The organism is Lactobacillus sp. XV13L (assembly GCF_059900875.1).
In genome coordinates this window covers 359,772-384,530 of the sequence record NZ_JBWXGD010000001.1, presented here as the reverse complement: position 1 = coordinate 384,530, position 24,759 = coordinate 359,772, and the positions used below count along the sequence as shown (strand labels likewise).

At 52.7% G+C, this 24,759-nt stretch carries 29 protein-coding genes and 1 other annotated feature; of the genes, 26 read left to right on the top strand and 3 right to left on the bottom strand.

What is annotated here, in order from left to right; all coding sequences use genetic code 11:
- Positions 1-119: 119 nt before the first annotated feature.
- The 13 genes from AC2JF6_RS01815 to AC2JF6_RS01755 all read left to right on the top strand — a co-directional run bounded on the left by AC2JF6_RS01815 (position 120) and on the right by AC2JF6_RS01755 (position 9,793).
- A complete protein-coding gene (locus AC2JF6_RS01815; RefSeq protein ID WP_500729046.1) occupies positions 120-935 on the top strand; it encodes a transporter substrate-binding domain-containing protein in 816 nt (271 codons plus the stop codon).
- 116 nt (positions 936-1,051) lie between these two features.
- Positions 1,052-1,163, top strand: a sequence feature (ribosomal protein L20 leader region).
- 38 nt (positions 1,164-1,201) lie between these two features.
- Entirely contained in the window at positions 1,202-1,714 is a 513-nt protein-coding gene (gene infC, locus AC2JF6_RS01810; RefSeq protein ID WP_500729045.1) for a translation initiation factor IF-3, read from the top strand.
- Between the two features lie 21 nt (positions 1,715-1,735).
- On the top strand, positions 1,736-1,936 hold the full coding sequence (gene rpmI / locus AC2JF6_RS01805) for a 50S ribosomal protein L35 (RefSeq protein WP_500729044.1): 201 nt from the start codon (positions 1,736-1,738) through the stop codon (positions 1,934-1,936).
- A gap of 36 nt (positions 1,937-1,972) precedes the next feature.
- Positions 1,973-2,329: a 50S ribosomal protein L20 gene (gene rplT / locus AC2JF6_RS01800; RefSeq protein ID WP_500729043.1), complete on the top strand. Its 357-nt coding sequence runs from the start codon at positions 1,973-1,975 to the stop codon at positions 2,327-2,329.
- A 104-nt stretch (positions 2,330-2,433) separates the two neighbouring features.
- On the top strand, positions 2,434-2,958 hold the full coding sequence (locus AC2JF6_RS01795; protein WP_500729042.1) for a YqeG family HAD IIIA-type phosphatase: 525 nt from the start codon (positions 2,434-2,436) through the stop codon (positions 2,956-2,958).
- Positions 2,951-4,066, top strand: a complete 1,116-nt coding sequence (yqeH, locus tag AC2JF6_RS01790) for a ribosome biogenesis GTPase YqeH (protein ID WP_500729041.1) — start codon at positions 2,951-2,953, stop codon at positions 4,064-4,066. The genes AC2JF6_RS01795 and yqeH overlap by 8 nt, the downstream gene beginning before the upstream one ends.
- A gap of 10 nt (positions 4,067-4,076) precedes the next feature.
- Positions 4,077-4,721 (top strand): nicotinate-nucleotide adenylyltransferase, encoded by a 645-nt coding sequence (locus AC2JF6_RS01785; protein ID WP_500729040.1) that lies wholly within the window; start codon positions 4,077-4,079, stop codon positions 4,719-4,721.
- Entirely contained in the window at positions 4,714-5,322 is a 609-nt protein-coding gene (yqeK, locus tag AC2JF6_RS01780) for a bis(5'-nucleosyl)-tetraphosphatase (symmetrical) YqeK (protein ID WP_500729039.1), read from the top strand. Before AC2JF6_RS01785 ends, yqeK begins: the two co-directional genes overlap by 8 nt.
- Entirely contained in the window at positions 5,319-5,666 is a 348-nt protein-coding gene (gene rsfS / locus AC2JF6_RS01775) for a ribosome silencing factor (protein WP_500729038.1), read from the top strand. The genes yqeK and rsfS overlap by 4 nt, the downstream gene beginning before the upstream one ends.
- 6 nt (positions 5,667-5,672) lie before the next feature.
- The gene (locus tag AC2JF6_RS01770) at positions 5,673-6,827 is read left to right on the top strand and encodes a nucleotidyltransferase (RefSeq protein ID WP_500729037.1); all 1,155 of its coding nucleotides are present in this window, start codon (positions 5,673-5,675) and stop codon (positions 6,825-6,827) included.
- Between the two features lies 1 nt (position 6,828).
- Positions 6,829-7,395 carry a DUF177 domain-containing protein gene (locus AC2JF6_RS01765; RefSeq protein ID WP_500729036.1) on the top strand — a complete coding sequence of 189 codons (567 nt, stop codon included), beginning with the start codon at positions 6,829-6,831 and terminating at the stop codon, positions 7,393-7,395.
- 123 nt (positions 7,396-7,518) lie between these two features.
- Positions 7,519-8,232, top strand: coding sequence for a response regulator transcription factor (locus AC2JF6_RS01760; RefSeq protein ID WP_500729035.1), 714 nt, complete (start codon positions 7,519-7,521; stop codon positions 8,230-8,232).
- Positions 8,210-9,793: a sensor histidine kinase gene (locus AC2JF6_RS01755; protein ID WP_500729034.1), complete on the top strand. Its 1,584-nt coding sequence runs from the start codon at positions 8,210-8,212 to the stop codon at positions 9,791-9,793. The genes AC2JF6_RS01760 and AC2JF6_RS01755 overlap by 23 nt, the downstream gene beginning before the upstream one ends.
- A gap of 52 nt (positions 9,794-9,845) precedes the next feature.
- Here the strand turns inward: AC2JF6_RS01755 and yidC are convergent, their stop codons facing one another.
- Together yidC and AC2JF6_RS01745 are read right to left on the bottom strand one after the other, a co-directional pair.
- Positions 9,846-10,811 (bottom strand): membrane protein insertase YidC, encoded by a 966-nt coding sequence (gene yidC / locus AC2JF6_RS01750; protein ID WP_500729033.1) that lies wholly within the window; start codon positions 10,809-10,811, stop codon positions 9,846-9,848.
- Between the two features lie 32 nt (positions 10,812-10,843).
- The gene (locus tag AC2JF6_RS01745) at positions 10,844-11,161 is read right to left on the bottom strand and encodes an acylphosphatase (protein WP_500729098.1); all 318 of its coding nucleotides are present in this window, start codon (positions 11,159-11,161) and stop codon (positions 10,844-10,846) included.
- Between the two features lie 91 nt (positions 11,162-11,252).
- Between AC2JF6_RS01745 and AC2JF6_RS01740 the strand changes: the two genes are divergently transcribed.
- The 5 genes from AC2JF6_RS01740 to greA all read left to right on the top strand — a co-directional run bounded on the left by AC2JF6_RS01740 (position 11,253) and on the right by greA (position 16,769).
- Positions 11,253-12,020 carry a TrmH family RNA methyltransferase gene (locus AC2JF6_RS01740; protein WP_500729032.1) on the top strand — a complete coding sequence of 256 codons (768 nt, stop codon included), beginning with the start codon at positions 11,253-11,255 and terminating at the stop codon, positions 12,018-12,020.
- A gap of 78 nt (positions 12,021-12,098) precedes the next feature.
- Positions 12,099-12,449, top strand: coding sequence for a winged helix-turn-helix transcriptional regulator (locus AC2JF6_RS01735; RefSeq protein WP_500729031.1), 351 nt, complete (start codon positions 12,099-12,101; stop codon positions 12,447-12,449).
- Between the two features lie 289 nt (positions 12,450-12,738).
- Complete coding sequence (gene pheS, locus AC2JF6_RS01730) at positions 12,739-13,788, top strand: phenylalanine--tRNA ligase subunit alpha (protein WP_500729030.1); 1,050 nt, start codon at positions 12,739-12,741, stop codon at positions 13,786-13,788.
- Positions 13,788-16,205 carry a phenylalanine--tRNA ligase subunit beta gene (pheT, locus tag AC2JF6_RS01725; RefSeq protein WP_500729029.1) on the top strand — a complete coding sequence of 806 codons (2,418 nt, stop codon included), beginning with the start codon at positions 13,788-13,790 and terminating at the stop codon, positions 16,203-16,205. The genes pheS and pheT overlap by 1 nt, the downstream gene beginning before the upstream one ends.
- A gap of 87 nt (positions 16,206-16,292) precedes the next feature.
- Positions 16,293-16,769: a transcription elongation factor GreA gene (gene greA, locus AC2JF6_RS01720; protein ID WP_500729028.1), complete on the top strand. Its 477-nt coding sequence runs from the start codon at positions 16,293-16,295 to the stop codon at positions 16,767-16,769.
- A 131-nt stretch (positions 16,770-16,900) separates the two neighbouring features.
- On the opposite strand, the gene AC2JF6_RS01715 is transcribed toward greA, so the two are convergent.
- Positions 16,901-17,815, bottom strand: coding sequence for an N-acetylglucosamine kinase (locus AC2JF6_RS01715; RefSeq protein WP_500729027.1), 915 nt, complete (start codon positions 17,813-17,815; stop codon positions 16,901-16,903).
- Between the two features lie 283 nt (positions 17,816-18,098).
- Here AC2JF6_RS01715 and AC2JF6_RS01710 point away from each other — a divergent pair, with 283 nt between their 5' ends.
- From AC2JF6_RS01710 to AC2JF6_RS01675, 8 genes are all read left to right on the top strand, one after another.
- Positions 18,099-20,198 (top strand): peptidoglycan D,D-transpeptidase FtsI family protein, encoded by a 2,100-nt coding sequence (locus AC2JF6_RS01710; protein ID WP_500729026.1) that lies wholly within the window; start codon positions 18,099-18,101, stop codon positions 20,196-20,198.
- Positions 20,199-20,273: 75 nt separating this feature from the next.
- Positions 20,274-20,423, top strand: a complete 150-nt coding sequence (gene rpmG / locus AC2JF6_RS01705) for a 50S ribosomal protein L33 (protein WP_172999151.1) — start codon at positions 20,274-20,276, stop codon at positions 20,421-20,423.
- Between the two features lie 54 nt (positions 20,424-20,477).
- Positions 20,478-21,050: a 5-formyltetrahydrofolate cyclo-ligase gene (locus AC2JF6_RS01700; RefSeq protein WP_500729025.1), complete on the top strand. Its 573-nt coding sequence runs from the start codon at positions 20,478-20,480 to the stop codon at positions 21,048-21,050.
- A gap of 15 nt (positions 21,051-21,065) precedes the next feature.
- Positions 21,066-21,743, top strand: coding sequence for a rhomboid family intramembrane serine protease (locus AC2JF6_RS01695; RefSeq protein WP_500729024.1), 678 nt, complete (start codon positions 21,066-21,068; stop codon positions 21,741-21,743).
- Complete coding sequence (locus AC2JF6_RS01690; protein ID WP_500729023.1) at positions 21,743-21,949, top strand: YqgQ family protein; 207 nt, start codon at positions 21,743-21,745, stop codon at positions 21,947-21,949. Before AC2JF6_RS01695 ends, AC2JF6_RS01690 begins: the two co-directional genes overlap by 1 nt.
- A 66-nt stretch (positions 21,950-22,015) precedes the next feature.
- Positions 22,016-22,420: a rhodanese-like domain-containing protein gene (locus tag AC2JF6_RS01685; protein ID WP_500729022.1), complete on the top strand. Its 405-nt coding sequence runs from the start codon at positions 22,016-22,018 to the stop codon at positions 22,418-22,420.
- A gap of 75 nt (positions 22,421-22,495) precedes the next feature.
- Entirely contained in the window at positions 22,496-23,416 is a 921-nt protein-coding gene (gene miaA / locus AC2JF6_RS01680) for a tRNA (adenosine(37)-N6)-dimethylallyltransferase MiaA (RefSeq protein ID WP_500729021.1), read from the top strand.
- Positions 23,409-24,656 carry a methionine gamma-lyase family protein gene (locus tag AC2JF6_RS01675; RefSeq protein ID WP_500729020.1) on the top strand — a complete coding sequence of 416 codons (1,248 nt, stop codon included), beginning with the start codon at positions 23,409-23,411 and terminating at the stop codon, positions 24,654-24,656. The genes miaA and AC2JF6_RS01675 overlap by 8 nt, the downstream gene beginning before the upstream one ends.
- Positions 24,657-24,759 lie beyond the last annotated feature (103 nt).

Genomic DNA, 24,759 nt, shown 5'->3' with positions numbered 1-24,759 from the left:
CTGCAAAATCGCGCCCGTAACGGCTAAGCGACTTCGGCAGCAACAAAAAGCTGCACATTTTTAAATATTATTGGATGCAAAATTAAGCGCAGCTCAATTGCGCGAGCGAGGAAACCACTATGAAGAACAGATATTTGCTTGTTGCCACTTTGTTTGGGACCGTTCTTCTGGCTGGTTGCCAAAAAAGTGCTGCCGACCAGTCGGTTATGAGGAACGTGCAGGAAACCAAAACAATCACCTGGGCCGTTGAAGGCGATAAGAAGCTGTTCAGCCTGATTGACACCAAAGACAACGTGGAAAAGGGCTTCGACGTTGACATGGCCAGGGCGGTCACCAAAAAGATTTTGGGGCCACGGGGCAAGGCCAAATTAACCCTGGTCACCGCGCAGTCCAGGATTCCGCTGCTCAAAAACGGCAACGTCGATGCCGTTATTGCGACGATGACGATCACGCCTGAACGCGCAAAAATAGTTTCCTTCTCCCAGCCGTACTTTCAGGCGGGGCAGTCGCTCTTAGTTGCGCGGGGTTCCAAGATAAGGAGCTACCGGGATTTGGCCAACAAAACCGTTATCGGCATTGTTGGCGATAACTCGGTCGCGCTGATTAAAGAGGTTGCGCCCCGGGCCAAAGTGGTGACGATGCAGGATTACGGCCAGGCTGTTTCGGCCCTAAAATCGGGCCAGGGGGATGCTTTGACGAGCGACAACAGCGTGCTTTATGGTCTAGCCGTTCAGAACCCCGGCCTGCTGGTGCGCGGCGGCACCTTTACACACGAACCTTACGGGATTGCGGTTAACCACAATCAGACCCGTTTTCTTCGGGCCATCAACCGCGCGATTGGCAAGATCAAGCGTAGCGGCGAGTATAACCGCCTAATTAAAAAGTGGTTCGGCAAGGTTCCGGGCTTTGATTATCATAAAATGTACTGCAAATGATACAGGAAGAGTGCTTTCTAAAGGCAGCGGCAACAACTTGCAGAAGTGTGTAAACGATATTTTCTGCGCTAAACTAATTGACCGCAGCGCCTTGTGCGTGTATAATTACATTAGTTGAGAACAAGAAGAAGCTTCCCGCTTCTCGCCTATGTTAAGTTGACCTCTGGGCTAATCGATATTTTCTGTTGATTAAGGGCGGGTAACTTTTACCCGCCCTTTTCTTGTCCTCGTTCTTACCATGGAGGTGAAGAATTATACCAAAGAATATGATTTTAAACGACCAGATTCGCGCGCGCGAAGTTCGTTTAATTAATGAAGATGGTGAACAAGTCGGAGTCGTAACCAAGACTGAGGCCATGCGCCAAGCAAGCAGCGCAAATTTAGATTTAGTTTTGATTTCGCCTAATGCCAAGCCACCGGTTGCCCGCATCATGGACTACGGCAAGTTCCGCTTTGAGCAGCAAAAAAAGGTCAAAGAGTCCCGGAAGAAGTCCAAGACGGTCAACGTCAAGGAGATTCGCCTGAGCCCTACGATCGAAGGCAACGATTTTAACACCAAACTGAAGCACGCCCAGAAGTTTCTGACCAAAGAGGGTGCCAAGGTGCGCGTCTCGATTAGGTTTAGGGGTCGTGCCATTACTCACAAGGAATTAGGGCGTGAAGTGCTGGAAAAGATGGCCGAGGCCACTGCGGATATTGCTACCGTAATTAGCAAGCCGAAGATGGAAGGCCGCTCAATGTTCTTGATCCTCGCTCCGAAGAGTGATAAAAATAAATAGTTAATTTGGAGGAATTAGAAAATGCCTAAAATGAAAACTCACCGCGCTTCCGCTAAGCGTTTTAAAAGAACTGCTTCTGGTTCATTGAAGCGTCACCACGCTTTTACTGGTCACCGTTTCCACGGCAAAACCAAGAAACAACGTCGTCATTTGAGGAAGGCTGCACTGGTTTCACGCAGCGACTTGAAGCGCATTAAACAGATGCTCTCTCAGATGCGTTAATCACAAATTAAAGACGATATTTAGGAGGAATTTTAAATGCCAAGAGTTAAGGGTGGAACAGTAACACGTAAACGTCGTAAGAAGGTTATGAAGCTTGCCAAAGGCTACCGCGGGTCAAAGCACCTGCAGTTTAAGGCTGCAAGCACGCAATTGTTTGTTTCTTACCGGTATGCCTTCCGTGACCGCAGACGTCGCAAGAGCGACTTCAGAAAGTTATGGATTGCCCGGATCAACGCTGCAGCAAGGCAGAATGACATTTCATACTCGAAGTTGATGCACGGCTTAAAATTAGCCGGGGTTGACATCAACCGCAAGATGCTGGCTGACATTGCTTATAACGATGCAGAAACCTTTGCACAGTTGACCGCAACTGCTAAGAAAGCTTTAAACTAATTTAAATGGCGCTCATGGCGCCGTTTTTTTATGGTGAAATTTAGCACTTGAAGCGTCTAATTTGATATATTAAACTAGGGAAATGATAATAAAGGGGAAATTGCATGTTATTCAGGCCACGTTATACAATTGATACAATCTATCACTTAGACACAGATGTGCTGCACCAGCTGGATATTCGGGCGGTTTTTGCTGATTTGGACAATACGCTGCTTGCCTGGAACAAGTTTGAGACGGCCACGGAAATGGACCAGCTCAACCAGCGCCTGGCACGTGCTGGAATCAAATTAGTGGTCATTTCCAACAATAACGCCCACCGTATTGGCAAGGTCCTAAGCCCGTACCAGATTGCCTTCGTGGCCAAGGCCAAGAAGCCCCTGCCGTTTGCAATTACCCGCAAGCGGCGTGAAATGGGCTTCGCCAAGAAGCAGGTAATGATGGTCGGGGACCAGCTGATTACTGACATTCAGGCGGGCAACTTGGCCGGCGTTGAGTCGGTACTGGTTAAGCCCCTGGTCGAAACCGACAAGTGGAACACGCGCATCAACCGCTTTTTGGAAAAAATTATTTTTGGCCTATTGGCGCTTTCACACAGGGTAACTTTTAAGGAGACACTAAAAAATGGATGATGAAATTATTTGTATCGGCTGTGGCGCCGTCTTGCAGTCGGACGATCCGGCTGCGGCCGGCTACCTGCCAGTAGCACGGCTAAAAGTGGCCGCTGAAAACGTGACCGGCGACAGTGACGTGTACTGCCAGCGCTGCTTCCGCTTGCGTCACTATAATGAAATCATGCCGGTCGACGCGAGCAACGATGACTTCTTGCGCTTGCTCAACTCGCTGGCGTCCAAGCGGGCGCTGGTGGTCAACGTGGTTGACCTGTTTGACTTCACCAATTCGCTATTGTCCGCGCTCAAGCGCTTCATCGGCGATAATGACTTCATTCTGGTCGGCAACAAATTTGACCTGTTTCCGCAAAACTCGCGTCAGAGCAAGATTAAGGATTGGATGCGGCAGGAAGCAAACCGCGTCGGGCTTTTTCCCAAGAAAATTTTCTTGGTCAGCGCTAAGAACAAGAAAAATTTGGACCAGCTGATTTCATATCTGGACAGCGGGTCGCAGAAGCAGGACGTTTACTTCGTGGGTACGACTAATGTGGGCAAGTCGACGTTGCTCAACGCAATTATTGACCGGATGGGTGACGTCAAGAACCTGATTACGACGTCGCGCTTTCCGGGGACGACCCTGGACAAGATCGAGATTCCGCTGGCAAACGGCCACTACCTGGTTGACACGCCGGGAATCATGACGGCCAACCAGCTCGCTACCCGTTTAGATGCGGCGGAGCTGGCGGTGGTTTCCCCGCAGAAGCCGCTTAAGCCGGCGACTTACCAGCTAAGACCGGGCAATACCCTCTTTTTGGCGGGTCTGGGCCGGGTAGACTACCTCCAGGGCGATCCGGTCAGCTTTACGGTCTACGCCGCGCGTGGCCTATACGTGCACAGGACGAAGACGGAAAAGGCGGATGAGTTCTATAGCAAACACGTTGGCGACTTGCTCGCACCGCCCACAAGTGCGGACAGTCTGCCGCCCTTGCAGGGCCAAAAGATGCGGACAAGCAGCAAGAGCGACCTGCTGTTCGGCGGCATTGGCTTTATTACCGTGCCGGCGGATTGCTTAGTAAAAGTTTATACTCCTGGTAAAATTGGTTTAGGAATTAGACGAGCTTTAATTTAGGGGGAAGATTATGATTGCGTTAGCGAAGAATTTTGCCCAGAGTCCAACGGTGGAAATAAAGGAAGAAATTGAAAAAGAGCCCGAAAAGGGCAAGCAGATCGGTATTTTGGGCGGAACGTTCAATCCGATTCACATCGGCCACTTAGTGGTGGCCGAGCAGGTTTTGAGCAAGCTGCACCTGGATGAGATCTGGTTTATACCGACCAATATCCCGCCGCTCAAGGATGCACCGACGGTTTCGGCCCAGGATCGGGCCAACATGCTGGAACTGGCAACCCAGGATAACCCGCGCTTTCAGGTAAAATTGTTTGAGCTCTACCGTGGCGGCGTTTCCTATACCATCGACACGCTGCGCTACCTGCATGAGACGCAGCCGCAGAACCACTATTACCTGATTATGGGTAGCGACCAGGTCAATTCCCTGAGCAAGTGGAAGGAGCCCAACAAGCTGGCCCGGATCGCTACACTGGTTGGCGTGCAGCGCGCCGGTTACCCGCAGAAGGCACAGCTGCCGATGATTTGGGTCGACGTGCCGGCCATCGACGTGAGCTCGACTTCGATCCGGCAGGCAATCGCAATGGGGGGCTCGATCCGCTACCTGGTGCCGGACGCCGTACGCAATTACATTCAGAAAAAGGGGCTGTATCATGACTGATTTGTTTTTTAATAAGACATACTCGCCGCTCACCAGCAGCGAATTGATTGCCCGCGAGAAGAGCAATATGGATGAGGACCGCTTTGGCCACTGCGTGCGGGTCAGCCAGACGGCCCGCGAGCTGGCCCGCCTGAACGGCTACGATGAGGACAAGGCGGCCCTGGCCGGCTTCGTGCACGACTACGCCAAGCAGGTTCCGGCTGCAGAGTACCGCGCGGCGATTAAGACCCAGGGCTTTGACTTGGGCCTGCTTGAGTGGGGGCCTTCCATCTGGCACGGCATCGTCGGCACCTACTTCATCAGGCGTGACCTCAAAATCACCGACGAGGAGATCCTGACGGCCGTCAGCCGGCACACTACCGGCGACACGGTGATGACGACGCTGGACAAGATCGTTTTCATGGCGGACTACATCGAGCCCGGCCGGGATTTTCCCGGCGCTGAGGAGGCGCGCCGGGTAACCCGTCTAAGCCTGGACGAGGGCGTCGGGTACCAGCTGGCGCATACGCTCGCCTTTTTAATCACTAACAGAGACAAAATTTATCCCCGCACGCTTGATTCATACAACGTGTGGAGCATTAAGGCAAAAGGAGAAAAATGACTAGTAAAGAAATCTTAGAATTCACGTTAAAGGCAATTAGCGACCGCCACGGTGAGGAGACTGCAGCTTATGACATGCAGGGCTTTAGCATCCTGGCGGACTACTACGTCGTCACCAGCGCGGGCTCAAGCAGGCAGCTGCACGCAATTGCCAATGCAATCATTGATGAAGCGCACAAGGCCGACTTTTATGATTACCGCGTGGAGGGGACAAGCGAGTCCAACTGGCTGCTGCTCGACCTGGGCGACGTGGTGGTCAACGTGTTCACGGAAGACGCGCGCGACTTTTACAACGTCGAAAAATTGTGGACTAGCGGTAAAAAATTAGCGGTTGAGGAAGATTAACGCGTAATGAGTGTAGTTGGAATCATCGCTGAGTACAATCCCTTTCATAGCGGACACGAATTTTTAATGAATAAGGCGCGCTACCTGACGGGCGGCACGGATCCAATCGTGGTTGTGATGTCCGGCAATTACGTCCAACGCGGCGAAATGGCAATAATGGACAAATGGGCGCGTGCCCGGGCCGCGCTTGATAGCGGGGCCGACCTCGTCTTTGAATTGCCTTTTTCCACGTCCGTTGAACCCGCGGACCTCTTCGCCCTCGGCAGTATTGACCAGCTGGCCAAATTGGGCGTGAGCGCCCTTGTCTTTGGCGTTGAGGATGCAACGCAGAACTTTGCATACCTCGGCAGCAAAATCGCGGAGATTCCGCAGAGCCACATGGACTTCAACGACTACAGCCAGACTTACTCGACCCAGTACAACCAGATGGTTGCCCGGGAGGTGGGACACGAAGTGAGCGCACCCAACTCAATTCTTGCCTTGGCCTACGCCGTGGCCAACCACAACCTGGGCAGCCCCCTTGAATTGTACCCGGTCAACCGGGTCGGGGCCGGTCACGATGACCTCTTGCAGAATAACGGCACGGTTCAGAGTGCAAGCGCAATCCGCAATATTATCCTGCACAGCAAGCTGAACTGCGAACTGGAGCAGTGGATGCCCAAGGATGAGGTGCAGCGGCTCTACAAGCAGAAGGCCTACCCCAACTGGAACATTTTGTTTCCCTTCTTGAAGTACCGGATCGAATCCTCGTCCGTCACGGAACTGCGGCGGATTTACCAGATGAATGAGGGGCTTGAGTACAAGATGAAGCAGGAGATTCACCTGGCCCAAAGCTTCACGGAGTTTTTGCGCCGTGTGAAGTCCAAGCGCTACACCTATTCACGCTTGCGTCGGCTCAGTTTGTACACGTTGCTGAACGTCACGCAGGATGACATGTTGCGCAGCTTCGACCATGAAGCTATGCTACTACTGGGCTACAGCAATCTGGGCCGCAAGTACCTGAAGCGCATCAGGAAGAGTACGGGCGCCGACATTGTTTCCAAAGTTGATCAAAAAAATACGCGGACCGGTTCGATGCACCTGCAGCTGCGGGTTGACCGCCTGTTTGAGCAGATAGTGCAGGATGATCAGAATTTTGGCCGGCGTCCCTGGGAGGTTTAAAATGTTAACGATTAATTTTGCACAGGTAAAAAATAGCACCGCGCCCCTAACGAGCATTGACTGCATGGCTGAGATTAGGCCGGCGTTCTTGCAGCGCAGCCAGAAGCTGATTTATGAGGTTAAAGGCATCCACGTGACGGGAGCGGCCTTTTATAACGAACCGTACGTTACGGGCGACTTTCACGTTGAGGCGGACCTGGTTGTGCCCTCAAGCCGCAGCCTGAAGCCGGTTACCCTCAGGGAAGATTTTCACTTTAGCGAAAACTATACCGACGAAGCGATTCCAACCAGGGAGACCGATGACAGCGCGGTTCCCGTCGTGCAGGCTGCAAACGACCTGATCGACCTGCAGACGGCGGTTGAGGACAACATCCTTTTACATATTCCCACCACGGTTCTGACTCAAAAAGAGGAACAGCAGGGCATATATCCACGGGGCACCGGCTGGTCCGTCGTTTCGGAGAGCGAATTTGCAGAAGGCAAAAAGAACCAGGTCAACCCCGCCTTTGCCAAGCTCAAGGAGCTGTTTGACACGCCAAGCGGCGATGACGGTTCACAAAAGAAGTAGGCTGCGCGTTATTATTGCGGAATTGACTTTTAATCTTGTTTTAAAAGCACTTTTAAAGTATGCTTTAATTATAATGAGAGTCTAAAGTAAATTTATTATTTTTAATTATGAAAAGGATAAAATATGGCAAGAATTTTAATTGTTGAAGACGAAAAGAATTTGGCGCGCTTTGTTGAATTAGAATTGAAGCACGAAAAGTACGATACGGTTGTCGAAAGCAATGGCCGCAAGAGCTTGGACCTTGCCCTCAACGAAGATTTTGACGCAATCCTGCTGGACTTGATGCTGCCGGACCTTAACGGCTTGGAAATCGCAAGGCGCGTTCGGCAGGTTAAGAGCACGCCGATTATCATGATGACCGCACGGGACTCTGTTATCGACCGCGTTTCCGGTTTGGACCACGGCGCCGATGATTACATCGTCAAGCCGTTTGCAATCGAGGAGCTGCTGGCCCGCCTGCGCGCCGTTTTGCGCCGCGTCAAGATTGAAAAAGAGGCGTCCGACGACAGCATCGAGAAGAAAGTGGTCAAGTTCAAGGACCTGACCATTGAGACGGCCAACAGGATTGTCCGCCGCGGTGACGGCAAGGCCGTCGATCTGACCAAGCGGGAATACAACCTGTTGATGACGCTGATCAAGAATAAGAACAACGTGGTTAGCCGCGACCAGTTGCTGTCCAAAATCTGGGGACCGAGCTCAAACATCGAAACCAACGTTGTTGAGGTTTACGTGCGCTACCTGCGCAACAAGATTGACATCCCGGGGCAGCAATCCTATATCAAGACCGTTCGCGGCACTGGGTATATGGTAAGAGATGAAGACGATGAAAAGCAGTAAGAATAAAAACAATAAAGAGACCAAGCACACGTCATTAATTGTACGCTGGGTGAGCGTTGTTTCATTGACAATTACGGTCTCTTTTATTGTCTTCTCAGTAATTATCTACAATTTTGTGGGTCAGCAGTCGCTGGTTCAGCAGAGGGCGGCGTCCGGGCGGATGGTGGCCAAACTCAACGACAGCCTGAACCACATTCCAACAGAACTGCAAATTGCCAACGTTGTTCCGGCCCTCAGCCCCTCAACGCGCCAGGTGATGAAGGGCAACTCGCCGATTAATAGGGATGACCGCCCGAGCAGCGCCTTCAGCGACGACCTGCTTTCGTCCTTGACTAATCCTGACCTGACCGTCGTGGTCTACAACCGCGGTGGGGAGGATGTTTTCGATAATGGGGGCGAAATTCCCAAGTTCAAAAAGATCAGTGGCGACTACCTGACGGAGCGGATCCTGCAGGAGAGACGCCAGCAGCTGGTCACGTACCGGAAGGTCAGGGCGCTTGAGAGCGGCAGGGTAACGGGGTACATCGTTGTGGCCAACAAGATGTCCTACTACAACGACCTGATGAAAAACCTGCTCAAGTGGATGGTCTGGATTTCACTGGCCGCAATCGTCTTTTTCACGGTGGTTGCGTTTGTGATTGTGAGCGGCATCGTTAAGCCCATCAAGGAAATGTCCCGCGTCGCCCTCGAGGTTAACGATGACCCCAACAGTACCGCAAGAATTCGGGACCTGCACCGCCACGATGAGCTGCAGGAACTGGCGGTTTCATTTAACCAGATGCTGGACCGGATGCAGGGCTATATTGACCAGCAGAAGGAGTTTGTCGGGGACGTTTCCCACGAATTGCGCACGCCGGTTGCCGTGATTGAGGGCCACTTAAATATGCTCGAGCGCTGGGGCAAAGAGGACCCGGAAATATTGGCGGAATCGATTTCGGCCTCTCTGCAGGAAGCCAAACGGATGCAGCACCTCATCCAGGAGATGCTGGACCTGACCCGGGCGGAACAAATCAACGTGCAGTACCCCAACGCCGTGACCAGGGTTTCCGAGGTCCTGGAGCGGGTCGCAGCCGACATGGCACTGGTGCACAAGGACTTTTCAATCCGGCTTGACATGGACGACCTGCCGGCCGACACGGAGATCCAAATCTACCACGGCCACCTGGAACAGCTGCTGGTGATTTTGGTTGACAATGGCATCAAGTATTCAACGAACCGCAAGGAGCTGAACATTTCTGCCGGGCTGGCACGCGATGAGGTCCAAATCATTGTCCAGGACTTCGGCGAGGGGATCTCCCCCGAGGAGCAGCACAAGATCTTCAACCGCTTCTACCGCGTCGACAAGGCCCGGACCCGGGAGAAGGGCGGCAACGGCCTGGGGCTGTCGATCGCCCAGAAGCTGGTAGCGAGCTACCACGGCAAGATCAGCGTTGATTCCGTTGAGGGCCAGGGCAGCCAGTTTATCATCGTCTTTCCCAAGCTGACCAAGAAGCAGGCGCAGAATTTGCGTAGCCGTGCGGGAAAAAAGCAAAAAAAGCAAACTAAAAGCGTCACCGCTTAGGTCAAGCCTAAATGATGGCGCTTTTAGCATGTCTTTAATATAGCAGCACTAGCTAGCTGTGCTTATGCTGCTTGCCCTTGTTGCGGTTGCGGAGGTTCTCGTGGATCGTGGCCTCCTGTTGTGTAGCCTGGGGCGTGCCTGTCTGGTTAACCAGCTGGTCAATCTTCTCCTGCGTAACGATTTCCTTGATTGGTTCGCGCTTGAGTTCGGCGTCTACCTCTTTTTTGACCTTGGGCATGATGATAAAGGTAACGATCACCTGCTGCAGGACCATGAAGAAGTTGCCGGCGGCCCAGTAGAGGGCGATTGAACCGGAGACCGACAGTGAAATGAACAGGGTCATCAGCGGGTTCATCAGCATCATGGACTGCATCTGCTTTTTTTGTTCCTTCGGAATGCCGATCAAAGAGATGTAGCCCTGGATGAAGGCAAAGATTGTTGCCACGATTGTCACCGCAATCGACCTGCTGCTCATAGAAATCCCGAAGAAGCTTGAACTGGCCAGCTGCTTGGAATACATTACGGCCTGGTAGATACCAATCATGATCGGCATTTGGATAAGCAGCGGAAGGCAGCCGATGCCGCCCGTGAGCGACAGGTTGTTTTGCGCGTACAGCTGGCGCTGCCAGCCGGCCAGGGTCATTTGCTGGTCCTGCGTCAGGTCCTTGCGCTTCATCGTATCCTGAATCAGCTTCATCTGGGGCTGAACGCGGGCCATCTTTTCCTGCTGCGTCGTCGACTTCTTCTGCTGGTTAAGCATCAGTGGCAAAAGGATCATCCGGACGACGAAGGTCATGAGGATAATTGACCAGCCAGCACCGTTGTCTCCGCCAATCTTGTCGGATAGACCCAGCATGATGTTTTGCAACGGCCGGCCAATCCAACTGAAAATCCAACCGTAAAAGCCACCCGACGGGGGCGTGGTGGCTGAGCCGCCATTTTGTGCGCAGCCGGTAACAATTAACATGACTGCCGTGCAGAGGACAGCCAATCCGATATACTTACGATGTTTTCTCATTAAACTCTCCATGTTAATACTTTTCTCAATACCTAATATAATACATGAAAACCATGCACTTTGCTTACATTTGCCAATTTTTCTTTTTTGATGTCGGTGATCCGGGCAAACGGCGAAACATTTTGTGGCAGTTCCCGACAAAATTGGTTGACACGGTCAAGGCTTGACTGTAAAGTGATTGTTACGGTTTGATCAATGTTGTTGCGGACGCTGCCGGAAAGGCCCATCTGCTTAGCCAGGTTGAGGACGCTCCAGCGAAAGCCCACACCCTGGACTACGCCGGAAACGGTCAATTGCCATGTCTCTGCCGGCTGCCCCGGCGACTTGTCTTGCTTGTTAAAGATTCCCATAATTAGTCCTTTCTCTTGCATTACCTTGATTCTACCATCTTACCCCTTAAATGTTACACTACAATAAAGTTTGAAAGAAGATGTTTGATTGATGGAACAAATTAGTTCGGTTAACAATAAGCTGGTTAAGGATTTAGCGAAGCTAAAACAAAAAAAGTACCGTGAGGAAACGGGGCTGTACATGATTGAGGGCTTCCATTTGATTGGGGAGGCGCTCAAGGCGGGATGCAGCTTTGTCTACCTTTTGGGCAGCGAGCAGGCCTTAACGCAGGCTGAGGACCTTTTTCAGGTTGACCCGGCGGGCGCGCGGACAATCCTGATCAATTCGGCAATTGCCCACCACCTGTCCAGCACCAAAACCACGCAGAACATTTTTGGGGTGCTGAAAATTGCCCAGCCCAAGAACTATACGTTTAACTACGGCAAGTGGGTCCTGCTCGACGACTTGGCCGATCCGGGCAACGTCGGGACAATCATTAGGACCGTCGATGCGGCCGGCTTTGACGGTGCCGTCCTATCGCCGTCCAGCGTTGACCTGTACAACCCCAAGACCCAGCGTGCGATGCAGGGCAGCCAGTTCCACGTCAATTTGATTGTGCAGGACCTGCTGGTCGTGATCAACACAATGCGGGCTAACGGCATCCCGGTTTATTCCAGCATGCTGGACAAGGCGGCCAGGCAGCTGCAGGAGTTTGCGCCCGTGCCGCAGCTGGGGCTGGTGATCGGCAACGAGGCCCACGGAGTCAGTTCTGCAGTTGCTGGGGCCAGCGACGAGCGCCTGTACATTCCGATCAAGGGCAAGGCCGAGTCCCTGAACGCCGCCGTAGCCGCTGGCATCATCATTTACCACTTCGCCTGAGCACTTGTACTTGTTTTTAGTAAGTAAATTTCTTATAATTAACTTTAAGAATTACTTTTCTGTGGGAGGACGAGTGTTATGGCTGAAGAGGCAAAAATTAAGGATTGTGGTGGCTGTCAAGCGACCGATTACGAATCATGCGACCACTTTATTAACGCATTTAAAATCATCGGCAAAAAGTGGAACGGCCTAATCATCAGCTCACTGTGTGCTGGCAATTACATGCGTTTCAAGGATTTGACGCGCTGCGTTCTGGCTTGCTCCAACCGGGTTTTGGTTGAGCGGCTCAAGGAATTGGAGCGCGAAGACATCGTTAAGCGTTCTGTTGACAGCGAGACCAAGATAATTTCTTACGGCTTGACAAAGAAGGGTGCCGAGTTAAAGCCCGTGTTCGACCAGATTCACGATTGGGCGGACAAGTGGGTTTAACGCAAATACCCCTTGCAAGTTTGACCGAAAAGAATTATCCTATTAGGTAATTACGATAAAGCAAGGCTAGTAGCAGCGGTCGGCTACCCAGAGAAACTTTTTTATTAAGCTGGAAAGAAAGTTTAACCGGACCTGTGAATTTCACCTTGCGAGTAGGATCTAACCAATTCCGGTATTCGCCGTTATCGAAGACTTGAGTGTGGACTTAACGAAAGTCCAAACAAGGGTGGTACCGCGAAACTTCGTCCCTATTGGGGGACGGAGCTTTTTTGTTTGAAAGGAAAAAGCGATGGATTTATTTGACCGGCTGAAAGAGCTGCATGACAAGGGCCTAGAAGAAATCGACAAGGCCAAAAACGAGGAAAAACTGAACGATGTGCGTGTCCAGCTGGTGGGCCGCAAGGGCAAATTGACCGAGATTCTGCACTCGATGAAGGACGTTGACCCGGGCAACAGGCGTGAAGTCGGCCAACGGGTGAACGAGCTGCGCGACCTGTTCAACAGCAAGCTGGATGATGCCAAGAATGAAATTGTTAAAGAATTGATCGAAGAGCGACTCGAGAAGGAAAAGATCGACGTGACGCTGCCGGGGCGCAGGCTGCACCTGGGGGCCAAGCATCCAATCAATATTATTTTAGACGACCTGGAAAAATACTTCATCGGCATGGGGTATACCGTTGTCCAGGGGCCCGAAGTTGAGAGTGACCACTACGTCTTTGAAATGATGAACCTGCCCAAGGACCACCCGGCGCGCGACATGCAGGAGACCTTTTACATTGACCCCGAGCACCTGCTACGTTCGCAGACTTCTGGTGACCAGGCTCGCGTTCTGGAAAAGTTCGACTTTTCCCAGGGACCGCTCAAGATGGTCGGCCCCGGCAAGGTCTACCGCCGCGACGATGACGATGCAACGCACTCCCACCAGTTTATGCAGATGGAAGGCTTGGTCGTCGACAAGAACATCACGATGGGCGACTTGAAGGGGACGCTTGAAATGATGACGAGGCACGTTTTCGGGCAGGACCGCAAGACGCGCTTGCGCCCGAGCTACTTCCCGTTTACCGAGCCGTCGGTTGAGATGGACGTGTCCTGCTTCAACTGCGACGGTCAGGGGTGTGCAATTTGCAAGTACACCGGCTGGATCGAGGTTCTAGGCGCCGGCATGGTTCACCCCAACGTTTTGGAAAATGCTGGCGTTGATTCGAGCGTGTACGGCGGCTTTGCCTTCGGCGTCGGCCTTGACCGGTTTGCGATCCTCAAGTACGGGATTGCCGACATCCGCGATTTCTACACCAATGACGTCCGCTTTTTAGAACAATTCAGCAGGGAGGAAAGATAATGCTGGTTTCATATCAATGGCTGCAGGATTTTGTGAAATTAGACCAAGAACCTGTAAAATTAGGTGAAAAAATCACCCGTACTGGCGTTGAGGTTGCTGAGGTAAGGCACCCCCAGGAGGGCTTGAAAAAACTTGTGGTCGGTCATATCACCGACTGCAAGCCAATCGAAGGCACGCACCTAAGCGTGACCCAGGTCGACGTGGGTGAAAGTGAAGATTGCCAGATTGTCTGTGGAGCGCCTAATGTTGCTAGCGGCGAAGACGTGATCGTGGCGCTTCCGGGTGCCCGGATTGCTGGCAACGTCAAGATTAAGAAGGGCAAGCTGCGCGGCGTCGAGTCAAACGGCATGATTTGTGGACTGCAGGAAATCGGTTTTGCTGACGGCGTTGTGCCGGCAAAATACGCAGATGGCATCTACGTTTTCCCGGCGGACGCCGATTTAAAGCCGGGTCAAGAAGCCTTTGCGGCTCTGGGCATGGACGACTACATCTTTGACTTTGACATTACCCCCAACCGTGCTGATACGCTTTCCATGGAGGGTTCAGCCTATGAGGTCGGCGCAATTGTGAATGAACCGGTCAAGGTGGAAGAAGTGGCACTGAAGGCCGATGGTCCGGACTGGACTAAGGACTTCAAGGCTAAGGTGGATCCGCAGCTCGCGCCCAAGTTTTACCTGCGCAAAGTCACGGGGGTCAAGATTGCAGACAGCCCGTTGTGGATGCAGAAGCGGCTGTGGAATGCCGGCATCCGGCCGGTCAATAACGTTGTCGACGCTACCAATTACGTGATGCTGCTTACCGGTCAGCCGATGCATGCTTATGATGCGCGTGCCTTTGAGAGCGGCCGGCTCGTGGTGCGTAAGGCGCAGGCAAACGAGCAGCTAACCCTGCTCAACAATAAAAAAGTCGACCTGGACCCAAGCGATATTGTCATTACTAACGGCGACCAAGTTGTAATGATGGCCGGGGTAATGGGCGGGCTGAACTCGGAAATCGTCAACGACACGACGGACGTTTTGCTTGAATCGGCCGTCTTTGACCCTACGCTCATCCGCAAGGCCGCCCTGCGCCACGCCAACCGAACGGAAGCGTCGAGCCGCTATGAGAAGGGCGTTAACTGGGACGCAACGAGGCGTGCGCTTGACATGGCCGCGCTGCTCCTGCGCAACGAGGCTAACGGCCAGGTCGCTTCAGGCGTGGTCACGGCCAGCGATGAAGAGCGTGAACCCGTGGTGATCAAAACAACGGTATCGTATGTAAATCATGTCCTGGGCACCGAGATTGCGGGCCAGGAGATGATGGATATTTTTTGCCGGCTGAACTTTCAGGCCGTCCAGGACGGTGACAACCTGACGGTTAACGTGCCTGCACGGCGCTGGGACATTGCGCTGCAGGCCGATCTGGTTGAGGAAGTCGGGCGCCTGTACGGATATGACAACATTAAGTCGACGCAGCCCGTATTGGCTGAAACGCAGGGCGGCTACTCGAAGAAGGAAGAGGCAATCAGGCGGATCAAGAACGTTGCCCAGGGGCAGGGGCTGATTGAAGCAATCTCGTATTCCCTGACCTCGCCGGAAAAGGCGGTGTCCTTCGTCAAGGAGCCTAAGAAGCTGGTTAAGGTGCAGATGCCACTCAATTCCAGTCGCTCTAGCCTCAGGCAGAATTTGCTGACGGGTCTGGTAGATGCAGCAGCGTACAACATGGCGCGCAAGCAAAACCAGCTGGCCCTCTATGAGCAGGGCCGCGTTTACGACCTTGAGGGCGGTACGTACAATGAGCACGAACACCTGGCCACCCTTTACGCCGGCAATACCTACTTTGAAAACTGGCAGCACAAAAATGAGAAGATCGATTTTTACTACCTTAAGGGGCAGCTGACCAACCTGCTCTTGGCTATTGGCATCGCTGCTAGCGAGGTTGAGTATAAGGCCGAGTTCATCATGGGGATGCACCCCACAAGAACCGCCGGCATCTACGTCAAGGACCAGTACGTCGGCATGATTGGCATGATCAGCCACACGGTAACAAGGACAAGCAAGACCATGAATGGCAGTGCAGTCTACGGCTACGAATTAGACCTTGATGTGCTCATCCCGTTGATCATGGACCCGAAGACCGTCGCGCAGCCGGTTCTGAAGTTCCCAACCGTTGAACGGGACCTGTCGATCATGGTCGACCGCAAGGTGGTCAACCAGACTGTTGAGGATGTTATCAAAACTAGCGGGGGCAAGTACCTGCGCAACTTGCAGGTGATTGACGTCTACCAGGGTTCACACATCGATGATGACAAGAAGAGCCTGGCTTACCGGCTAACCTTTTACAATGAAAAGGAAACCCTGACTGAGAAAGTGGTAACCAAGGCCATGAATGCGATTATGGAACAGTTAGAGCAGAAGCTGCAGGCGGTTATTCGTTAAAATTGAATTATGGTTGACTTTGAGCGGGGAAATCAATATCATAAACCAATGCAAACGAAATTTTAACTTTAAGGAGTAGAAAATTTTATGCCCGAGAAATCATATCCAATGACCGCTGAGGGAAAAGAAAAACTTGAAGCGGAACTAAAAAATCTAAAAGTTGTTAAGCGCCCAGAGGTTATTGAGCGCATCAAGGTTGCGCGTTCTTACGGCGACTTGTCCGAAAACTCAGAGTACGATGCAGCCAAGGACGAACAGAGTCACCTGGAAGACAGGATCAGCGTCGTTGAGGAAATGCTGAAGTACGCCCACGTTGTCGACGCCAACTCCACTAACCCCGATGAGGTTGCCGTCGGCAAGACCGTTACCTACACCGAGGTGGGCGAGGACGAGCCGGAAACCTACACGATCGTGGGCAGCGACGAGTCTGACCCGTTAAACGGCAAGATTTCCAATGATTCGCCGATTGCCCAAGCCATTCTAGGCAAAAAGAAGGGCGATACGGTCACCATTGCGACGCCCGGCGGCAAGTTTGACGCCGTGATCAACAAGGTAGAAGACTAGATAATTGCCGGACTGGTTCTGTAGATTGAGCAGAACGCGTTCAAGGCAAGCAAAAAAGACCAGAATGTTTGAAGCGGGCCCTTAAAGCGGGGCCCAGCACTTAAGCCGTTCTGGTCTTTTTTAGCATGTCTTTAGTGGCTGGTGAAGTAGCGGTAGTCCTTGCTCTTGTCGAAGACTACGCCACGTGCGTTCTCCCCGTTTGAGATGGTAAATTCTGCGTCGGGGTACTTCTCGTGGACCTTTTCTTCTAAATGCGCGCGCAGCATGCCGTTGTTGGCGAGAACCGATCCGGTTAGCGCAACCTTCATCGGCTTCGGGTTTTCGAAGCGGTCCATGCCGATAACGATGTCGCGCGCTAATAGCTCGGCCTGCTCCATAATTACGGCCTTGGCGTCGGGATCGCCGTCATCTGCAAGCCGGGCTACATCAACGGCCATGGAAGCGACGTCGGCGTTGGCCAGCTTGTAGAATTTTGCGGTTGCATCAACGATGTTGTCGACTTTGAAGAGCTTGTTGAAGAGCGCAATCAGCTGGTTGGGTTCGCGCTTGTCCCAGCTGAGCAGGGCCGCCTTTAGCGCGGACAGCACAATCGCATAGCCGGACCCCTCATCGCCCAGCATGAAGCCATAGCCGCCCGTGGTGATGATTCTGCCCTTTTGGAGGCCGTTGAAGACGGAACCGGTGCCCGCAATTACCAGGCTTCCGTCATCACCTTCCAGTCCGTTGTACAGGGCGAGCAGGGAGTCGGTTACCGCACGGGTCGGCAGGTTGTAGGCCCGCGACGAAATTTCCGCAGCCACTTCGGACGCGTGGCCGATGACTGACAGGCCGGCTATTCCGCACATGATGCGCTGACAATCGCCGTCTATGCGCTCAATCAGTTGGTTGATTGCGCCAACGATGTTGGCGATTGCACTGCTGTAGTCTGTGTTGACCTGTCCGGGACCGGTTTCGGCTTGTTCAAGCTGCTGTCCATTCATGTCATAAGCGATTGCAATCGTATGCGTCCCGCCGGCGTCTACGCCGATCTGGTATTTAAGTGTCATATCTTGTTCTCCTCTTTTATTTAAATTGTTACCGTTTAAACTTATTTTATTACAAAAGCACAGAATACTGAAGGCCTTTTCATAACAAGACGATTTCCTGGGAAATAGTTTAAGCAAGTCGTGCGCTGCCGCTTGGTCAAGGGCGTTTGTGTTTTGGTTATGGCGCCCAGAGGCCCGCGGCGCCGCAGTCAATCTGTTAAAATTTTGCCAAAGGAACGCGCAAGTGATAGAATTGCCCGCTGCTTTTTGTTAGAATAACCCTAGTCTAGTGAGGTTTGATTACGTGAAATTTTTTAAGAAAAATCAGGGAGCCCGGGGTTCGAAGAACCAGGCTTCGACACCCATCAGGATGAAGATCATCCTGGGGATTATTTTTATTCTTTTTGCTACTTTGATTGGCCAGCTGGCTTACCTGCAGATTGGTTATGGCTCGCGCTTCAAGGCCGAGGTGCAGAAGTCAAATTCGGCTGTCGTGTCGAGTCAGGTTCCGCGGGGCGTCATGTACGACGCCAAGGGCAGCGTCCTGGTCGGCAACAAGGCGAAGAACGCCATCACCTATACCAAGAGTGTCTCGACTACGGCGGCGGATATTTACGCAATCTCGAACGCACTAAGCGGCTACATCAGAATTCGCAATGAAAAGCCGACCGAGCAGCAGGTGATCGACTACTACCTGGGCGACAAGAAGAACAGCATTCGCGAGACGTCTAGGGTACCCAAGTCAATTAGGGCAACCCAGGACGAGGATCAGATCAACCAGGCAATCATGAAGCAGGCGCGCGCACGCCACATTAAACTAACCGCTCGCGAAAAGACGGCGGCGCTCATTTATAACAAAATTTCTGGGGCCTACACCTTATCAACAATCTACATTAAGAACAGTGGCCTGACCGACAAGGAAATTGCCGAGGTGGGCGAGCACCTGTCTGAACTGCCGGGCGTGGGCATCGGTACCGATTGGCAGCGGTCATACCCCAACGGCTCGTCAATCAAGAGCATCATTGGCTCCGTGTCAACGGAAAAAGCGGGCCTGCCCAGTGACAACCTGCAGTATTACCTGACTAACGGCTACTCGCGCAATGACCGCGTCGGGACTTCATACCTGGAAGAAAAGTACGAGCCGCTGCTCAAGGGAACCAAGGCCACCAGCAAGGTGTGGACCAAGACCAGTGGCGACATCAAACAGACCAAGTCGGTATACTCTGGCCAGGCCGGGGCCAGTCTGGTCTTGACGCTTGACGCCAGGTACCAAAAAAAGGTTCAGAGCGCGCTTGAACGCACCTATGCGGCCGCACTGGGCTCCGGTGCCGCGCGTTATTCCAACGGTGCCTATGCCGTTGCGATGAACCCGAAGACGGGCGCACTCCTAGCGATTGCCGGCATAAGCCGTGACCCGGTAAAAAACAAGACGACCAACAACGCGCTCGGCGTAATCAACCAGGCCTTTGTCATGGGATCCGCCGTTAAGGGCGCGATGGTCAGTGGCGGGCTGATCAACAAAGTGATCACGCCGACCAACAACGTTTTGCCCGACACGCCGGTTTACCTGCCGGGCACGCCGATTAAGAAGTCCGTCTACCCCGTGGGGACGTTTGGGGCACTTGACGCTGAAACTGCGCTTGAGGTGTCCAGCAACATCTACATGATGCACCTGGCGATGAACTGGGTGGGTGCCGAATATGTGCCGAAGGTAAAAATCAGGATGCCGGACACGGCCTTTGACACCATCCGGCACAACTTCAACATGTTCGGCCTGGGCCAGAAAACGGGCGTTGACCTGCCCGGTGAGATTTCCGGGATTCAGGGACGGTCGTTTAACGACAAGGGGATAATCCTGTCCGGGTCTGTCCTTGACCTGTCCTACGGCAACTACGACGCGTATACGCCAATTCAAATGGTGCAGTACGTGTCGACGATTGCCAACGGCGGCTACCGCATGCAGCCCTATGTTGTGCAATCGATCGGACGCACCTCGCCCAGCGGCAAGAACATCTACATCAACTACAACAAGAAGCCGGTGGTCCAGCTGCGCGTGCCGTGGACGCAGGACGAATTAAACATCGTCCAACAGGGCTTTTGGCGCGTGGTGCACGGCACCAATTCCTGGGGGACGGCGCATAAGCTAAAGGACGTCAAGCCGGAGATTTCAGGCAAGTCGGGGACGGCCCAGACCTTTTACTTCGATCCTAACCACCCCAACCGGAAGAATCCGCCGGAGCTGGTCAATGCCACCTTTGTCGGCTACGCCCCGTCAAGCAACCCCGAAATTGCGACGGCAGTTGTTTTTCCTGGTCTTGACCCTGAACTCGAGGGTTCCTACACGCTGCAAATGACCAAGGCGATGGTTCAGGACTACTTTAAATTGCATAGAAGCAAAAATTAGTGAATAACGCTGGTCAAGATAACATAAAAATGCTAGAATAGTACAGTCAGAATAAAGTTTTAGGTGGTGAAAAAAATGGCAGATAACATCATTTTAGAATGCACCGAATGTGGCGATAGAAGTTACTTATCTAAGAAAAACAAGCGTAAGCATCCGGAACGTTTAAGTTTGAAGAAGTATTGTCCAGTTGAACGACACGCGACTCTTCATCGTGAAACTAAGTAGTAAACCAATATAGCAAGGGCCTGTGCCCCTGCTATTTTTTGTAATGGAAGAATCATGAATAAAAAAGAACTACGGCAAAAACAGATTAAAAGGTTAAGCGCATATGCGGATACGAGGGAAAAAGCCCGCGAAGATGAGGCCCTGCTCGGGCAAATAATGAAGTGGAAAATGCTTGCAAGCAGTCAAAGTATTGGCATTACTTCTTCTTTGTCCTATGAAGTTGACACTTCCAAGTTGATAGCACGCCTCTGGGTTCTGGGCAAGGACGTGTACTTGGCGCGCGCTAACGATAACCGTGAGCGTACCCAGGATTTTATTTATTACAGCTACACGAGCAAGATTACCAAGTCGAAGTTCGGCGTTGAGGAAGTCAGTGATCCTGACGCCCGGATTAACAACAAGCTGGACCTGATAGTCGTTCCCGGCCTGGCCTTTGCGCTTGACTCCCACGAGCGCCTGGGCTTTGGTGGCGGCTACTACGACCGCTTTTTGGCCCAGCACCCGGACACAAAAACGGTTGCCCTCGCTAATTCGCAGATGACTTTTGCAACAGCTGCCTGGCAGCCCGAGAAAACGGACGTGCAGATTCAAACGATTATTACGCCGCAAGCGGTCATGCAGAGGTAGGAGGGACTGGCAAAGATGGATCAACGTCAAAACCTGAAAAATTCATACGTGACCGTGGGCATCCTGGTTGTGCTGCTGGCTGTTTTTCTAATTGAGGTGGCACTCGGCGGGTCAGAGAACACCTTTGTCCTGGTCAAGATGGGGGCGATGAGCAACTATGCCGTGGTGGCCGGCGGCCAGTGGTGGCGGCTCTTTACCGCCCAGTTTTTGCATATCGGCATCATGCACCTGGTTTCTAACGCCGTGATGATCTACTATCTAGGCATCTCCATCGAGCAAATCCTGGGGCACTGGCGCTTTCTCTGCTTGTACCTCTTGTCCGGCGTTGGCGGCAACCTTTTGAGCCTTGCGTGGGGAAGCGACCGGGCTATTTCCGCCGGCGCGTCAACCGCTTTATTCGGCCTGTTCGGCGCCATGACGGCGATTGCCGTGTGCAACCGGGCCAATCCAATCATCACTTACTTGGGCCGGCAGGCCTTTTGGCTGGCCCTAATCAATATTGGCCTCGACCTGTTTGCACCGAATATCGACATTCAGGGCCATATCGGCGGCTTCCTCGTCGGCTTTTTGATCGTGCTGATTATTGGTGACCGGATGCAGCGCTATTCCGCCAAGTGGCGGTTTGTTGCCGTGTGCGTGCTGATCGTTTACTGCGTTGCTGCGGTTAGAATGGGTATGATAATCAAACTATAATGAAGACACTATATGATGTACAGCAGCTTTTGAAGAAGTACGGCATTTTCGTCCACGTGGGCCGGCGAATTTGGGATATTGAGCTGATGGCACTTGAACTTGACAACATCAACCGCGCGCATTTAATCGACCAGCACGATTACCTGGTGGCCAAGCTAATCCTGCGCCGTGAACACGAGTATGAGGAAAAGATACAAAAAAGATAGGCGTGGCTCTTAGAAGAATTTAGTAGTATATTATCCTTATAAGCTTTTTGGGAGTGAAGAAAATTTATGTCAACTTTTTTAATTATTATTGACGCAGTATTATTGATCGTGATTTTGGCCTTCGTTTTGACGTGGCTGTGGAACAAAATTCAGACTAAACGCCTCGGCCACGGCGACTTGACCAATGATGAGTTCAACAAGGGCATGCGCAAGGCGCAAATCGTCGACCTGCGGGAGAAGGCACCGTTCAAGCGCAAGCACATTGATGGCGCGCGCAGCTTGCCGTACACCATGCTCAAGTACCAGTACGCTGAGCTCAGGAAGGATTTGCCCGTGTACCTGTATTCGGATTCTTTGTCCGTTACTTTACGTGCGGCTAGATTCCTGCAAAAAAAGCACTTCACGTCGATTAAATGGTTGAAGACCGGCTTTGACGAGTGGAACGGCCGCACCAAGTCATCTAAATACTAAGTAAAAAAACATGTTTGCAGGTTGTTCAAACGTGTTTTTTTAGATATTAATAAAAGGGGAAAAGGAAAGCAAAAGATGCAGAAAGTTCTAGCGGTCGTGGGGCCGACGGCGATTGGCAAGACCAGTCTGGCGATTAAAATCGCCACCCGGCTGAACGCCGAGGTGATTTCGGGGGATTCAATGCAGGTCTACCGCGAGGTGGCAATCGGGACCGCAAAGGCAACGCCGAGCGAGCAGCGGGCCGTCCCGCACCACCTTGTGGACACGCAATCGGTTTTTGAGCCGTACGCAGTGACGGATTTTGTTGAACAGGCGCAACGTGCGGTTGCGCAGATCAGTGCCCGGGGCAAATTGCCCATGCTCGTTGGCGGCACCGGCTTTTACGTGAACGCGCTGCTCAACAAGATGCAGCTGGGCGAAGGAAACAGGGAGCAGGGCGGCGTTGACGCGAGGTGGCTCGACCTGCTTGAAGAGGCGGGTCCGGAAAAATTGTGGCGGGAATTGAATGGTCTGGACCCGGAGGCGGCGGCCAAAATTCCGTCCGCTAATGTCCGCCGCATTTTGCGGGCATTAACGGTGATAGCCCGGACAGGGAAGAAGTTTTCGCAGCAGCAAGACGCGATCCCGCCGCGGTATGACTACCTGATTATCGGCCTCAACTCCCAGCGCCAGGAGATATACCGCCGCATTGAAAAGCGCGTTGACCAGATGATGGAAGAGGGGCTGCTCGCGGAGGCGGAGTTTGTGTACCGCAACCGGGCGCGCGAACACCAGATTTTGCAGGCAATCGGCTATAAGGAATTTTTCCCTTATTTTGCCGGCGAATGCGACCTAAAAGACTGCGTGGCTATGCTTAAGACGGCGTCACGCAGGTACGCCAAGCGCCAATTGACGTACCTGCGCCACCAGTTGCCGGTAGTGTGGTTTGACCCCTTGAACGATCCCGCGTGTTTGCGTAAAATTGAAGAAAAAACGGAGGAATGGATGAATGAATAACTGGCCGGTCGAATTGCAGCAGATTGTCAGCACGGTGGAGCAGCAGATTGCGCCGCAGCTGGCAAAAATCGACGAAAATATCCTGTATAACCAAAACAAGGTTTTACAGGCGTATAAGGACCACCAAGTGGCTGAGGCTGACCTGATGGGGACTACCGGATACGGCAGTGACGACAGCGGTCGGGACAAGCTTGACCGCATCTATGCGCAGATTTTTTGCACCGAAGATGCCCTGGTTCGGTCGCAGTTTGTTTCCGGGACGCACACGCTGGCCACCGCAATGGCCGGCAACCTGCTGCCCGGCGATGAACTGACCTACCTGACGGGGATGCCGTATGATACCCTGCAGCAGGTGATCGGCATTGCCGGTGATGGTCGTGGCAGCCTGAAGCAGTACGGCGTGAAGTTTTCCCACGTCGACCTGAAAGACGGTGAGGTTGATTTTGCTGCTGCCCGCACGCTGCTGGCAGGGCACCAGCCCAAGATGGTTGTGATTCAGCGTTCACGTGGCTATGACACGAGGCAGAGCTTTACCGTGGCGAAGATTAAACCGATGATCAAGATGATCCGGGAGGTTTCCCCCGGCAGCATCATTTTTATCGATAACTGCTACGGCGAATTCTCCGAAATGCACGAGCCAACCGAATACGGGGCTGACCTGATGGCCGGTTCCCTGATTAAAAATGCGGGTGGTGGTCTGGCCAAGGTTGGCGGCTACGTGGTCGGCAAGCACGAACTCATCGAGAACACGGCGGCCCGTCTGACGGCGGGCGGCATCGGGCGTGAAGAGGGTGCCAGCCTCGACAACAACCGGGACTACTTTGAGGGACTGTTCCTCGCGCCTAGCGTGACGGGCAACGCGATTAAGGGCGCAATCTACGCTTCAGCGCTGCTGGAACGGATGGGCGTCCAGGTAACGCCGCGCTGGAATGATGACCGCACGGACCTCATCCAGGCCGTTGTTTTCCATGATCAGGACAAGATGGTCAGATTTGCACAGGTTTTGCAGCAGAATTCCCCGGTGAATTCATTCGTCGATCCCATTCCGAGCAACGACACGGGCTACGAGGACAAGGTGATCATGGCTGACGGCTCCTTTGTTGACGGTGCCAGCATCGAATTTTCCGGCGATGGTCCCATTCGTCCGCCCTATGCACTCTATATGCAGGGCGGGCTCACGTATGCCCACGTCAAGATTGCGATTACCAACGCGGTCAACGAGTTGTTCTATCAAAACTAGCCTGCCCCCAGTAAAGCTTTGGTAAAAGTTGGGCGGCATAAGCTATACCACTTTACATTTGTGCGGTGGTTTGCTAACCTGTTAATCAGTTTATTGCATGGAA